The sequence below is a fragment of the Thermocrinis sp. genome (assembly GCF_036781485.1).
Lineage (GTDB): Bacteria > Aquificota > Aquificia > Aquificales > Aquificaceae > Thermocrinis.
On record NZ_DAIQAX010000009.1, the window covers coordinates 1 to 12339 of the forward strand.

16 protein-coding genes and 2 tRNA genes are annotated in these 12339 nt (G+C 41.1%); 7 read left to right on the forward strand and 11 right to left on the reverse strand.

Translation table 11 applies throughout. The features are described from left to right. On the forward strand, positions 1-843 hold an 843-nt coding region (gene cas6 / locus V7P40_RS05770), incomplete at its 5' end, for a CRISPR system precrRNA processing endoribonuclease RAMP protein Cas6 (protein ID WP_333785029.1). On the opposite strand, the gene csm5 is transcribed toward cas6, so the two are convergent. Genes csm5 through cas10 form a run of 5 tightly spaced genes read right to left on the reverse strand, consistent with a single transcriptional unit; the run spans position 794 to position 6479 of the window. Next, the gene (gene csm5, locus V7P40_RS05775) at positions 794-1918 is read right to left on the reverse strand and encodes a type III-A CRISPR-associated RAMP protein Csm5 (protein WP_333785030.1); all 1125 of its coding nucleotides are present in this window, start codon (positions 1916-1918) and stop codon (positions 794-796) included. The genes cas6 and csm5 overlap by 50 nt on opposite strands. 2 nt (positions 1919-1920) lie before the next feature. Beyond that, the gene (locus tag V7P40_RS05780) at positions 1921-2814 is read right to left on the reverse strand and encodes a hypothetical protein (RefSeq protein WP_333785031.1); all 894 of its coding nucleotides are present in this window, start codon (positions 2812-2814) and stop codon (positions 1921-1923) included. After that, positions 2807-3697, reverse strand: coding sequence for a type III-A CRISPR-associated RAMP protein Csm3 (gene csm3 / locus V7P40_RS05785; protein ID WP_333785032.1), 891 nt, complete (start codon positions 3695-3697; stop codon positions 2807-2809). Before csm3 ends, V7P40_RS05780 begins: the two co-directional genes overlap by 8 nt. Positions 3698-3711: 14 nt before the next feature. Beyond that, entirely contained in the window at positions 3712-4128 is a 417-nt protein-coding gene (csm2, locus tag V7P40_RS05790; protein ID WP_333785033.1) for a type III-A CRISPR-associated protein Csm2, read from the reverse strand. A gap of 2 nt (positions 4129-4130) precedes the next feature. Next, positions 4131-6479: a type III-A CRISPR-associated protein Cas10/Csm1 gene (gene cas10 / locus V7P40_RS05795; RefSeq protein ID WP_333785034.1), complete on the reverse strand. Its 2349-nt coding sequence runs from the start codon at positions 6477-6479 to the stop codon at positions 4131-4133. A gap of 212 nt (positions 6480-6691) precedes the next feature. Here cas10 and V7P40_RS05800 point away from each other — a divergent pair, with 212 nt between their 5' ends. The 6 genes from V7P40_RS05800 to V7P40_RS05825 are packed head-to-tail and all read left to right on the forward strand — an operon-like array spanning position 6692 to position 9707. Further along, a complete protein-coding gene (locus tag V7P40_RS05800) occupies positions 6692-7132 on the forward strand; it encodes a nucleoside deaminase (protein WP_333785035.1) in 441 nt (146 codons plus the stop codon). Then, positions 7129-7701, forward strand: coding sequence for a DUF429 domain-containing protein (locus tag V7P40_RS05805; protein ID WP_333785036.1), 573 nt, complete (start codon positions 7129-7131; stop codon positions 7699-7701). Before V7P40_RS05800 ends, V7P40_RS05805 begins: the two co-directional genes overlap by 4 nt. Beyond that, positions 7698-8438: a 50S ribosomal protein L11 methyltransferase gene (locus tag V7P40_RS05810; RefSeq protein WP_333785037.1), complete on the forward strand. Its 741-nt coding sequence runs from the start codon at positions 7698-7700 to the stop codon at positions 8436-8438. The genes V7P40_RS05805 and V7P40_RS05810 overlap by 4 nt, the downstream gene beginning before the upstream one ends. Before the next feature lie 8 nt (positions 8439-8446). Further along, on the forward strand, positions 8447-8683 hold the full coding sequence (locus tag V7P40_RS07660) for a DUF454 family protein (protein WP_345786306.1): 237 nt from the start codon (positions 8447-8449) through the stop codon (positions 8681-8683). Continuing rightward, positions 8650-9090, forward strand: coding sequence for a hypothetical protein (locus tag V7P40_RS05820; RefSeq protein ID WP_333785039.1), 441 nt, complete (start codon positions 8650-8652; stop codon positions 9088-9090). The genes V7P40_RS07660 and V7P40_RS05820 overlap by 34 nt, the downstream gene beginning before the upstream one ends. Before the next feature lie 5 nt (positions 9091-9095). Then, positions 9096-9707, forward strand: a complete 612-nt coding sequence (locus V7P40_RS05825; RefSeq protein ID WP_333785092.1) for a 7-cyano-7-deazaguanine synthase — start codon at positions 9096-9098, stop codon at positions 9705-9707. On the opposite strand, the gene V7P40_RS05830 is transcribed toward V7P40_RS05825, so the two are convergent. From V7P40_RS05830 to ndk, 6 genes are all read right to left on the reverse strand, one after another. Then, the gene (locus V7P40_RS05830) at positions 9682-10440 is read right to left on the reverse strand and encodes a sulfite exporter TauE/SafE family protein (RefSeq protein WP_333785040.1); all 759 of its coding nucleotides are present in this window, start codon (positions 10438-10440) and stop codon (positions 9682-9684) included. The two genes, V7P40_RS05825 and V7P40_RS05830, sit on opposite strands and share 26 nt — an antisense overlap. Positions 10441-10458: 18 nt before the next feature. Further along, positions 10459-10530, reverse strand: a tRNA-Cys gene (locus tag V7P40_RS05835). 6 nt (positions 10531-10536) lie between these two features. Beyond that, positions 10537-10608: transfer RNA gene (locus tag V7P40_RS05840), tRNA-Gly, on the reverse strand. A gap of 22 nt (positions 10609-10630) precedes the next feature. Next, positions 10631-11470, reverse strand: a complete 840-nt coding sequence (locus V7P40_RS05845) for a DUF1732 domain-containing protein (RefSeq protein WP_333785041.1) — start codon at positions 11468-11470, stop codon at positions 10631-10633. An 11-nt stretch (positions 11471-11481) separates the two neighbouring features. Then, on the reverse strand, positions 11482-11790 hold the full coding sequence (locus V7P40_RS05850; protein ID WP_333785042.1) for a dephospho-CoA kinase: 309 nt from the start codon (positions 11788-11790) through the stop codon (positions 11482-11484). After that, positions 11783-12220: a nucleoside-diphosphate kinase gene (gene ndk / locus V7P40_RS05855; protein ID WP_333785043.1), complete on the reverse strand. Its 438-nt coding sequence runs from the start codon at positions 12218-12220 to the stop codon at positions 11783-11785. The genes V7P40_RS05850 and ndk overlap by 8 nt, the downstream gene beginning before the upstream one ends. Positions 12221-12339: the final 119 nt, after the last annotated feature.

Sequence of the window (12339 nt, forward strand, 5' to 3'; positions counted from 1 at the left end):
AGTTCCCAGCCCACTGTGTGGGATAAAGACAAGCCGTTAGAAGATTTTTTCAAGAAAGGCTTTTTACTGTATACTGGATATACTATCTCTATGCCTGTTTTGGTTGAACTCAGCTTTAGGTTAAAGGAAACTCCAGAGGTTTTGTATCCTGCGGACGTTCATGGGCTGTTTTTTAACCTTTTTGAGGAAAGCATAGCACAAAGACTGCACAAAGAAGCTAAAAAGCCCTTTGGCATAAAGGGTTTCTCCGTCAAAGATTCTACTCTCAGGCTTGAGCTTGCCCTTTTGGAGGACGGTCTTTATCCTGCTTTCATTCACGGCTACTACTTTCCCAAAGAGGGCTTACACATAAGGGGTATTCCCCTTAGTCCCACAAAGGAAAAAGGCTTAAAAGAAAAGAAAGCTTTTAGCTATCGGGAGCTTTTGGAAACACCGCCCCACAGAAGGCTACAGATGGAATTTGTTAGTCCCACCGCCTTTAACAGGTTCAAGTTTGATTATCCATTCCCCGAGCCCTATCTCGTTTTTTCTAATCTTTTGAGTCGGTGGAATGCCTTTTCGGAGTTTCCTTTGGAGCTTACAGAGAGGGAGGTCCTAAAGGGTTTGATGGTTTATGAGTTTGAGGGCTCCACCCAAGAGTTTATCATAGACCACAAGCTAAAAAGGATAGGATTTGTGGGAAGGGTGGGATTTCTTGTAAAGGATCAAGAATTAGCAAAAAAGGTTTCCGTTCTGGCTCTTTTTGCCAACTTTGCGGGTGTGGGCATAAAAACCACAATGGGAATGGGAGTGGTCAAAGCCTCTCTAAGAGGAGCCATCCAAAGGTCAGACCTTGTTGGTTGATCCTCCTGGTTTTGTTGGTCTGTGGTCTTGCGTTTGGCTGAGTTTCTCTGAAAAATCTATCAAACAGATCTCTGTCTTTTTCCTTCACAATCAATAAAAGAGTTGTGCTCAAAATTCCCTCGTGCTTTCCTAACCTTAGCAAAACCCTATTGCCATTAAGATACCCTTTCAGGCTTTCTAAGTGCTTTGCAGTGTTTGGTTGGCGATTTTTAAAAAAATTAACCTCCTCGTCCAAGAGTTTTGAGTAGAATTTTTGTGAGCATTCTCTCAAAAAGTTCCAAAAAGTATTTTCGTCTGCGAAATGTTGTCCAATTTTTGGTAGCTTTTCTTGTTTTTTTAATCCATTGTATGCGTTTTTGTTGAGATTTATTTCCATTTCAAACTCTATGTTCTCTTTTAGAGCTTCGCAAGGGAATAGGCTTTTTTTGGAGCCTTCCAACCTGGGAACTTCTACCCTCAAATACTCATAGGGCAAGGGCTGACTGTCTGGAATGGAGACTGTTTTCATCAGGTCAAACTGAGCGTTTTTTTCTTTTTCTTCTTTTTTTTCTTTTTCTTCTTTTTTTTCTTCTTCTTCTTTCGGATAAAAAACAAGCCTTTCTAATTCTTTCTCCGCATTGTTTATCTCTTTATAATTTTTCGCCTTTTTTTCTTCCAAAAGTTTCTCCACCTTGAGTTTTACGTAATCCGGATTATCCATAAACCAAGCGCAAGCTATTAGATGTCTTATGGAGCCCTTTAGCTCGCTACCGGGGACATAAGGACCTCCCAAGGTTTTTATAAACTCCTCCACCTGAAAGTGATTGAGATTTCCGTTAATCTCAAGCTCGTAGTCTGGCTCTAAATTAAGATTGAAATTTTTCAAAAAGGTGGAAAGTCTAAGATCCCCTTGGTTTTTAAACCAAAGATAGGCATTGATCCTACGCTGTTGGTTTGGGATACTTTCAATGGCTGAAAGAATACGGTCAAACCTAAAGACCTTAAGCCTTCCTCCATCCACCAAAAACTCAAGCCCTGAGATCTTCTCCCCGTTGCCTATGTGAATGGGAGAGAGGGTTCTAACTTTTACCTTCATCTTTACCACCTCGTAAAGAGTGGAAAGCCTAAGCCATATTGATAAACGGAAATGCTACCTTCCTTTAGCACTTCCTTTATACCCCCATACCAATCCTTTTGATTTTTTACTATAACCTGCGAGCCCGCTGTTAGGTAGCAGATGGTATCTTTCCAAACTCTTCTTGTTAAACCGCTTTCCACCGCTGATCTTTGAATTTTCAGGTCATAGTAGCTCTCCCTCAGCTCAAAGTCTTTGTCGTAAAAGCACTCAGAAATCAAAAAAGCCCTTGAGGTTTTGTTAGAAATAAACTCCTCTATTCCCTCTGGTGGTTTTGTCTCCTCAAGCCTATACCTTCCCATCCCCGTAGTTTTGTTACCACCAAGCTGAGAAAGCTGAAGGCAAGCTTTGACTAATGGCTCAAAGCTTTCGTCAAAAAACTTTATAATTACACCAAAGGAAGGCAGCCAATAGGTGGGCTCGTTGTAAAGCTCTCCTCCTGTGGTGGTCATGGTAAGACGGTTTATGGAAGCGTGAGGTATAACTTCCTGCTTTATCTGCGGTCTTTCCCCTTCAAACATCCCATTTGGCTCTTTTTCCAAAACCTTCTTGAACACTTCCCAGCTTACCCATTTTATTCCCTTGAACTTTTTGTATTGCTTGTATTCCTCCACGTTTTTTGGGTTGATGGGTGTAAAGTGAATGGGTCTTGGAAAGATCCAAGTTCCCTCTTTCCAAAGCAAGGGTGCGGAAAGTGTAAAGGGTGGATCTCCTTTTTTAAATCTATCTAAGGTTTCCAGAAGTTTTTGTTCCGATTCAAACCAACGAATACCCCAACATATGGCACCAAAGATGGTATTGGTGGTGGGCACACTCCTAAAAGCACCAAGAGGTTTAAAGACAAAAGCCTTAAGCATTGAAAAGAGCATCCAGTTTTTGCTTTATTTTTTGGTAATCTTTAAGTATTTCCTGCAGGGTGGAATTTTGAGTTAGTGGTTTTTCTTCCTCTTCTCCAAAGTAGTACTTCTTTGGTCTGAGGATTACCTCTATGTTTTCAAACCTTACCTTTCCAGAACCCCTTGAGCCATATCCCCCAAGGTAGTCATCCTCCAAAAGCCTCATACCCTCAAAGACCACTCTCAAAAGCTCAGGGTCTTGCTTTGCAAACAGATGAAAAACCATCTCCCCAAAAAAGACCATACCTGCGGGCACCCTTTCCACCTTCCTCGGGTTTGCTTTGGAGGTGAGCCTGTTTATGGCGTTTTCTGTTTTTACCTCTGTGAATACTCTTTCACCTAAGTATCTTTGAATTTGTTCAAGACTCTCCCAGGTAGGATAAGCATCAAAAACTCTAAGCCTTGGAGGTCCGGGAAGCTTTTCCAATGGCAAAATATCTAAAGTCTTTGCATCACCTGTGCCAAAGACTTTGCAAATCTCACACTCTCCACAAACGCAAGCCCTTCCTGCCTTTTCAACAATTTTTTCATTCTTAGCATTATCTTCAGCTCTTTCATTCCCATTCTTAACATTATTTGTAGCTTCCTTAATCATCCTATCCACTCTCCCCTTAGCCCACTCCAAAAGAGACCTCATCTTACCCTTCAAAGAAGAGCCAGGTATGTAGGGAGCACCCTCGGGTAAGTTATTTTTGCCGTCGTAGTTTTCTATCACACCCAAGGTCTTTATAACTGGGTTGTCCAATCCACCTATTTCAAAGTTTTCCTTGGAACCTCCCACTCTTATACCCGTAATCGCCTTCAGCTTATACTTAATTATTACAGTGCCTTTGTAAGAAAACATTACACCCCACCTCCTTAGGATTTCTTAGAATAAGCTACCATAGCCATCAAAAGATCGTAAACCTTCTCAAAAGCCTCCTTGCTCCCACTCTTTTCTACCTTATCAAAAAGCATGAACATAATCTCTTTGAAATTTTCGTCCAACACCCCCCTTTTTGCCTGATACTCCAAAATAGCATAAAGCTTGTATAACTTTGCCTTAGCTTTTTCTATTTTGTCGCCATTTTCTAAACCATCCACTATAGCTTTAAACTCTTGAAAGACCTTCCTCAATTGCACCGCTGTAATATCTATTTTTTCCACCACCCTTTTGGCATAGCCTTCTGGATGGAAAATTTCCTTTTCAGTTAATTGACTTATTTCTATTTTGCTAAGCTCTTGCTTGAGATTTTCCAAAGGCTTGTTTTGTCTTCCTTGATGATCCCTATTCATCTTCACCCTCCTATGCTATTTATATAATAGCCATTTTTTGCCTTTTCTGACACTCCTCTTGTTTTCATCAAAACAAGCTTTAAGATAAGCTCTGCATAGTCTTTTATGTTGTAGTTGTTGCTTGGGTCAAGTATTAGACTTTCAAGCGCCTTTTGTTCTTTTTCTTCTTTTACGTTTCTGTAAAGCTGATAGTAGAATATGGGATAAAACCTCATGCTTATTCCGTCGTTCCTTTTGTGTGCTTTCAAGAGGGTATAGATCCTGTAAAGGAGTGTTCTGTGGTTTTTGGCGTCAAAGTTTTTCATAAATCCTTCCAGTTCTTCTAAGGCTTTTGAGAATTCTTTCCACTCTAAGGGTTGTTTCCAAAGGCTTATGCGGTTCTTTTGAAATTTGGCGTATTCTTTTTCTTCTTCTGCTCCGTCTGCACCAAACCTTATGGGATAGTTAGGTCTTTGGAAAAATACGCCCGCAGAAAGGGTAAAGCACGGATTATAGCAGGTGTAGGCGCTAAAGTCTTGTTCAAGTTCTTTTGCTACTTCCAATGCAGTTTCCCAAGGTGCGCACAAAAATAAATCGTCCCCTCCTGAATAGACCACATAAACCTTGTTTTGAAATTCTTCTTTATTCAACAAGGTGTTTATGTATCCAGAAAAGAAAAGATCCAAGCTCCTGCTAAGGGTTGCCACCCGTGAGAGGGAATAGTCCTCTTTTAAGCCCTGGGAGAATATGAGCCCCAAGTTATCCACGTCCATCTTGACAAAAGCCAACAGTTTGTAGCCTTCTTCCTCTTCTTCCACAAGCTCGTTAAAGTCCTTAACCCTGCCGTCTTCTTCCAAAGGAACTGTGTTTGCCAAAAAGAAAAAGCCGTCCGCCTTGCCCTCAAAGTCTGTGGAGTTTAGCAATAACAAGGTATCCTCTGGTAGAGTGTAAGCGACTTGATTTTTAGAATAAACGCTAACACCCCCTATGCCCTCAAGGTAGATGTCTCCCACCTCGGGGGAAAAGACCAAATACTCCGCCCTTGGAATTTTCCCTCCCACTTCTTGGAAAATCTCGCACCAATTACAAAATTCTTTGCTCTCTGGCTTTAGGTTGGTTTGACAAGAGGGGCACACTTCGTAGTTATCGGGTCCAAAGGGATTAGCCAATCGGTCAAAGTTTTCCAGTATGGTGGAGAACTTTTGGAATTTCTTGCGTCCTACCTCCTCGTAAAGCTCCTGTATTTTCTCTCCCAGTATGCCCACTCCTAACTCCCTTCCCTTTAACCTTAGCCAGCCCAAGACAACCCCCAAGTGTCCTCCAAACTCTCTGACCAAAACCTCATCCACTTTCTTTTGGAGCTCTTCAAGTTTTTCCTCTATACCCTCTTCGTAGCCGATTATAAGCTGGAACTTTCCACCGCCCGCATAAAGGAGATTTACCATAGGATATTCAAGCTTCTTCAAAAAGAACCTGCCAAGGATTGTAGGAAGAACGGAAAGAAAGAAACTTCTTCCTCTGAGCCTTTTCCCAACTCCATTTATGTTAGAAAGCTGGTATAAAAACCTTTGAATGCCTGTTATATCCCCCTCCACGAGCAAAAACTCCACCGCATTTAGCCCACCGTTAAGTCTCTCTTTGTTGTAATCGGTCCAAAGGCTACTTACCAAGGCGCTGGCTACCCTCAGGTGGTCAAAGAGGGATATATCCGCAAAGTGATTGGTTCCCCTCTCTTTGTCGTAGGTGGATGCGGGCACACACCAAAGGTATTTGTAAAGTAAATAATAGAGCTTTGTAAGTGTCTTTTGTGGGTCCTTAAAGTCAAGGTTGCTTAGGTGTGTTTTCAGAGCTTGGAGTAAGTTTTGATATTTTTGCACTCCATAGGTCCCAATTTGACTGGCATCCTTTGGAAACATAACCTCTTTTTCCAACTTCAAAGGCTCCAACTCGTATTCGTGCTTTTCTCCATCTAAGTAAGTTTTGGCACATTCTAAATCTACCAAGCCGAAAATACTCTTTAGTCTTTTTTCCTCTCTTCTTTGGGCAGTTTGATCCACGCTTTGTTCTTCTCTTCTACTCCTTTCACTGCTGGCACAGTGGTCTGCAATTTGTTGGGCTAAGTGGTATAGGTTATTGCGCTCTGGATTGTGATGGTAAGCACCAGAAAGGATAAGCTCTTTTACCTCTTGGCTTACTCCCTTCCTTTCCAAAAGCTCCTCTAAAAACTTATAAGAATACACCGCATGTGCATATTTGAACTTTTTCTTTTCTTCTTCTTCAACCCTTTCTTCTCCAGCCCTATCTATGAGCTTTCCTATGTCGTGAAGCAACCCTCCCATTGCAAGCCAAATCCTAATCTCTAACTTTTCCATCAATCCCCCTCTACTATATTATAATCGCCACCTTTATGACTTCCTGACAACTAAGCTGTATCCGCTGTGGGGATATTTCGTAAAGCTAATCAAGCTTGGGGTTATAATTAGAGGGGAAATAGCCCTCTGAGAATTATTGGACAAAGCCGAAAAGATGATGAGCCAAAACATAAAAGAGCTTGGCTTTAGTGAGTAGAATTAGAATAAACTTTATGGAAGATAGGTGGTTGAGGGCTTGCTTAGAAGAGGCAAAAAAAGCCTTCAAGGTTGGAGATGTGCCGGTAGGTGCAATTATTGTAAAGGATAACAAGCTTGTATCCGGAGCTTACAACAAAGTTGAAAAGCTAAAGGATCCTACAGCCCATGCGGAAATGTTAGCTATAAAGAAGGCTCTCAAAAAGCTAAAAACAAAATACCTTTATGGTTGCACCATGTACGTTTCTTTGGAACCATGTCCCATGTGTGCCTATGCGCTGATTTTAGCACGTATAGATAGGGTGGTGTTTTTAGCACAAAGCGAAAAAACTGGAGCAGTTATGAGCCTTTACAATCTTTTGGATGACGTGCGATTCAATCACAGAGTTAAGTGGGAGTACAAACCTGTTAAAGAAGCTCAGGCGCTGATTGAAAGATTCTTTGAAAGTAAAAGATGAAAGTTTTAGGTGTAGATCTGGCTGGGTCTGAGAAAAGAGCTACGGGCGTAGCCTACCTAATAAACAATAAAGTAAAATGTAATATCCTTTATAAAGACCAAGAGTTGCTGGAGCTTTCAAGGGCCTTTTCCCACATATTTATTGATGCACCCTTGTCTATTCCAAAGGGCAGGAAAGATTTAGAAGACAGAAACGGTCCCCATCTTAGGGAATGCGATGTAATGCTAAGGCGCAGAGGAATAAAGTTCTTCCCTGTAACTTTGGGACCCATGAGGATCTTAACCAAAAGGGCTATTCAGCTTAAGAAGGTCTTAGAGGGTGAGGGAAAGTTTGTTTATGAAGTGTTCCCTGGAGCTTTTTACGACGTCATGGGCATAGGTAGAAAGGATAAGAAGTCCATACTTGGGCTTTACAAAAAGATGGGGATTTATTTAGAGGATAGAGACTACACTCAGGATGAGTTGGATGCTGTAGCCTGTCTTCTTACAGGTTTAATGTTTCTTGAAGGCAAAGCGGAAGTTTTAAAAGGAGACGATGGCGCTATAATAATCCCAAAGCCTGTTCTATGATATACAAAAAATACATCTACCAGATGGAGAAAGAAGACTTTTATGAGTTTTTGCTAAGCTATGAAAAGGGCGTGGAAATAATTAAAGAAGGAGAACAGGTTCAGTTTGCAACCTACGAGCCACTACTTGGTATGGAACCTATTGAAGTATACCAGGTTAAGGCAAAGGCTCCAAAAGAGAGCTTCAGACCTATAATGGTTGGGGATTTTTTGATCACTCCACCTTGGATAAAGTCCATACTGATAAATCCAGGAAGTGCTTTTGGGACGGGTCTTCATGCCACCACTCAGCTCTGCCTTAAGTCCATACAAAAATTCTTTCAGCCTGGTTGGAGTGCGGTAGACGTGGGATGTGGTTCCTGTATTCTTTCCATAGCATTAAAGCTTTTAGGAGCATCGGAGGTGCTTGCCATAGACATTGATCCATTAGCAGTTGAAGAGTGCAAGAAAAATGCAAGATCAAATGGAGTTGATTTAAAAGTCTTACAGGCTACCCCAGAAGAGCTAAACCACCGCTTTGACTTTTTGGTGGCAAACTTGGACATCCAGGTTTTCAGAAAGTCTATGCCCAGTATAGTTAATCTGTTCAACAAAATTGGAGTGTTTTCTGGTATATACGGAAAAGCTGAGTTAGGAGAATTTAAGCAGATGATAAAAGAGTATCCAGTAAAGGTAAAAAGCACCCAGTCAAAAGGTGATTGGTTCGTTGTAGTTTTGCAAAAGGACTTTATATTATAAAGGCAGGGATGAGGTGGGTTTATAGGTCTTTTGGGTGGTTTTTCGTTATCCTTGCCTTCATTGGGCTCTTTCTTCCCTTACTTCCCACTGTCCCACTGCTCTTGCTTGCCATGTTTTTTATGCTTAGGTCTTCAAAAAGAGATATAGTTAGAATAAAGAAAGTGCCTTTTGTGGGCAAAAGGATCTATCCTCACATAAAAAGGTGGGCAAGATGGAATATACGATCGCAAAGTTCTTCCATCTAATAGGCGTTTTCCTTTGGGTTTCTGCTTCCTCTTCTTTGGGCCTGTTCATGCTTTATGGAAACTTTAAGGACACAGGATGCAAAAAGGGCGTTATAAGAGACTTTTATAGGTGGATGACAAATATAGAAATATTTGGATTTGTGCTTGCCATTCTTATGGGACTTTACATGCTACATATACTAGAATACAGGTTTAACATAAACTGGCTTAACTACAAACTGCCTATTGTTTTCCTTCTCTTCCTTCCGTTAGAGGTGATAAACTTCTGGTTTGTGAACTTTAAGATCCCAAGAAGCAAAGACAAGGAAAAGGCATACAGACAATATGACGTATTCAATTACGTGGTTGCTCTGCCTCTTGTGATAGGCTTTTTAAAGGTTGTTTATCTAGCAGTGGTGAAACCTTGAAGAAAGTGGTTGTTCTTTTCAGCGGAGGTGTAGAAAGCTCTTGTCTGCTTTATCTTTATCTTTCAAAGGGTTGGATAGTATATCCAGCATACGTAATAACTGGGAACTTCTGGGAAAGGTTTGAGTACAGAAAGGCTTCTTACCTGTGGAGCTATGCAAAGAAAACCTATCCAAGGCTCATGCCCATAAGGTCCATAGTTCTAAAGGCTTCACAACCTAAGTATAAGCTTATAAAGACAGAGGAACAGCTGTTTATCCCCCTCAGAAACCTCACCCTTTTGACCGCAGTAGGTAATTATGCAATATCAAAGAGCGCCTACCATATAGGAATAGGTAGCTTAGGGCTTTATCCCTTCCCTGATAACAACTTCAATTACATAAAAGAGGTTCAAGCTTTGATGTCCATAGGTGCAAACGTATCGTTAACTGTAGATGTGCCACTAATTGGCATGAAAAAGTCAGAAGTAGTAAAAAGATTTAAGGATTTGATTCCCTTTCACCTTACCTTTTCCTGCATAAATCCGGTCGTCCGTAAAGGAAAAGTTTTCCACTGTGGCAGATGTATAAAGTGCATAGAAAGACAAGAAGCTTTTAGCGAATTGGATAAAACTCTTTGAGAAAGAAGGCAAAACTTAGGAAAAAACCCCAGAAGATGATAAACAGCTTTACAACTTTATTGTTTAGCTTCTGGGCCGTGAGTGCTCCCAAGTACCCACCTACAACAAAGCCACCCATCATCACCAAAACAAAATCATACATAACTTTACCACTGAAGAGGAATATAAACGCACCTAAAAGATTTATCAAAAAACCAAGAAAGTTCTTTAGTCCTATGGCTACTTGTATGTTTGCTACTCCAGAGAGCAAAATTGAAGCCGTCATCATAATACCTATACCAGCGCCAAAGTAGCTTCCATATACAGCAGTGACAAACTGCAGAATAGAAGCTATAAAAGAACTACTACGCACTCCCAAGTTCTTCAGCATTCTCAATATGAAATCGCTTAAAGCAAGCAAAAGGGTGGCAAAACCTATAAGGAAGGGGATGGCTTTCCGAAAAGTATCTGAAGGGGTGTTCATAAGTAGAAAAGCCCCCAAGATCGCTCCAAGAGTAGAAGGTATCAAAAAAATAACAAGCGTTGGAAAGTTTTCTTTTATGATTTGTCTGTAGCTGAAAGCTCCCGCTAAGGGACCTAACCACAAGGCTACCGTGTTGGTGATGTTTGCAGAAACTGGTTCCACACCAACCCAAATCAAAGCTGGAAAAGTTATAAGGGTCCCACCACCCGCAATGGCGTTTATAAAACCTGCCAAAAGAGAGGCTAAAAAGGCTACAATGTAACTTTCCATGTTGATTTTTTGAGTTTGAGGCAACGGGCGGATTCGAACCGCCGTAAAAGGGATTTGCAGTCCCTCGCCTAGCCGCTCGGCCACGTTGCCGCTAAAAGCGGGCGACGGGACTCGAACCCGCGACCTGCTGCATGGCAAGCAGCCGCTCCACCTCTGAGCTACGCCCGCTGATATAATAATATTATACTACTTACTCCACATTTGCTACCTGCTGCTTTAGTCTGTCTATTTCAACCTTTATGTCCACCGTCCACTTAGATAGTTCTGGCATCTTGTTCCCAAGCGTGTTTATCTCTCTGTGCATTTCCTGCAGCAAAAAGTCCATCCTTTTCCCTACCTCTTCCTCCAACTCTAAGAGACTCTCAAACCTCTCAAGATGAACTCTAAACCTAGTTAATTCCTCTTCTATGTCCATCTTTGAGAGCAAAAACACTATTTCGTTCAGGACCGTAGTGTTTGATTCCGAAAGGCCTAGCTCCTTAGCCCTCTCTAAAACCTTTTCCTTCAGCCTTTCTAAGATCTCTTCTTTTTTTTGCAAAATGTGGGATAAGTGCGCTCTTATAACCTCTATTCTCCCCCTTAGATCTTCTTTGAGTTTTTTACCCTCTTCCTCTCTGCTTTTGAGCAACTCCTCTATAGCCTGAAGGGTTGAGTTATATATTAGAGATTTCATATCCTCCATTAGCTCTTCCTCTTTCCTCTCAGCGTATCTTAAGGATGCATAAAAGGCCATGTCATCCGATAGATTTATGTTTAGTTCCTTGGCTAAAGATTTAAAACTCTGAAAAGTTCTCACCAAATTCTGAAAATCTAAAGGAGTTTTTTCCAACTTAGGCTCCAACTGGATTATCAGACTGACTGTCCCCCTTTTGATGTAGTCCTTTACAAGGTTTCTTATATCAAGTTCAAATTCGTAAAGGTTTATGTTTGATTTTATTGAGATTTCAAGTCCTTTTGAATTGAGTGTTTTGACGAATACCACCGCTCTCCAATTGTCATTTTCTAATACCCCCTTTCCCACTCCAGTCATACTGCGCACTTTTAACCCCCACCATATTCAGCACTCTCAGACTCAGCAATAAACTCTTCTATCATATCTTGAACCAGCTTGATGAGCTCTGTAAGGTCCTTTTCTAGATAGTACTCAAAAAGTTCTATTATCCTTGTTCTGTTATGTTGTTCATCTATGTAAAAATGCACTTTTAAGTAAGGAATTTCTTTCTGCAGTTCAAAACCCTCTTGATCAGGCAATAATAACTCAACTTCTACATCTGGACCAAAGAGTCCTTCGTTTTCAAAATATTTCTTTATCGTCCAAAGCTTATCCTTGTAGTTTTTCCAGTCAAACATCCCTCACTATCTCCAGTTGTGAAAAGATGAAACCTATTTCGTACTGAGCTGATTCTGGAGAGTCAGAGGCGTGTATGGCGTTTTTACCTTTATCTGTGCCAAAAAGGGCCCTTATGGAATTTGGGGCTATTCTTCTGGCTTCTTCGCTGTCTGTAGGTCCTATGATCTCCCTTACCCTTCTGATGGCATCCTCACCTTCCAAAACACAGGCAACCACTGGGCCAGAGCACATAAACTCCACAAGTTCCTGGTAGAAGGGCCTTTCCCTATGGACTATGTAAAACCCTTCTGCCTGTTCCTTGGTAAATCTGAAAAGCTTCATGGCTAAAATTTTGAATCCTTCTGAAATAAACCTGTCAATTATTTTACCAGTGGCTCCCTTCTCAAATGCGTCTGGTTTGATGATGATGAGCGTTCTTTCCTTTGCCATTGCTACCTCCTATTAGATTATTCTCCTTCGAAGGACTGTAGTTCTTCCATTAAGGATTTTATTTGGAAAAGGACTGCACCTTTCAAAGTGTTTATGTCTGCGGACCAATAATTTTCAGA

Bases quoted from the DNA above. Each gene is read 5' to 3' on its own strand.
- csm5 (WP_333785030.1), bottom strand. From the start codon at position 1,918: ATGAAGGTAAAAGTTAGAACCCTCTCTCCCATTCACATAGGCAACGGG.
- V7P40_RS05780 (WP_333785031.1), bottom strand. From the start codon at position 2,814: ATGCTTAAGGCTTTTGTCTTTAAACCTCTTGGTGCTTTTAGGAGTGTG.
- csm3 (WP_333785032.1), bottom strand. From the start codon at position 3,697: ATGTTTTCTTACAAAGGCACTGTAATAATTAAGTATAAGCTGAAGGCG.
- csm2 (WP_333785033.1), bottom strand. From the start codon at position 4,128: ATGAATAGGGATCATCAAGGAAGACAAAACAAGCCTTTGGAAAATCTC.
- cas10 (WP_333785034.1), bottom strand. From the start codon at position 6,479: ATGGAAAAGTTAGAGATTAGGATTTGGCTTGCAATGGGAGGGTTGCTT.
- V7P40_RS05800 (WP_333785035.1), top strand. From the start codon at position 6,692: ATGGAAGATAGGTGGTTGAGGGCTTGCTTAGAAGAGGCAAAAAAAGCC.
- V7P40_RS05805 (WP_333785036.1), top strand. From the start codon at position 7,129: ATGAAAGTTTTAGGTGTAGATCTGGCTGGGTCTGAGAAAAGAGCTACG.
- V7P40_RS05810 (WP_333785037.1), top strand. From the start codon at position 7,698: ATGATATACAAAAAATACATCTACCAGATGGAGAAAGAAGACTTTTAT.
- V7P40_RS07660 (WP_345786306.1), top strand. From the start codon at position 8,447: ATGAGGTGGGTTTATAGGTCTTTTGGGTGGTTTTTCGTTATCCTTGCC.
- V7P40_RS05820 (WP_333785039.1), top strand. From the start codon at position 8,650: ATGGAATATACGATCGCAAAGTTCTTCCATCTAATAGGCGTTTTCCTT.
- V7P40_RS05830 (WP_333785040.1), bottom strand. From the start codon at position 10,440: ATGGAAAGTTACATTGTAGCCTTTTTAGCCTCTCTTTTGGCAGGTTTT.
- V7P40_RS05845 (WP_333785041.1), bottom strand. From the start codon at position 11,470: ATGACTGGAGTGGGAAAGGGGGTATTAGAAAATGACAATTGGAGAGCG.
- V7P40_RS05850 (WP_333785042.1), bottom strand. From the start codon at position 11,790: ATGTTTGACTGGAAAAACTACAAGGATAAGCTTTGGACGATAAAGAAA.
- ndk (WP_333785043.1), bottom strand. From the start codon at position 12,220: ATGGCAAAGGAAAGAACGCTCATCATCATCAAACCAGACGCATTTGAG.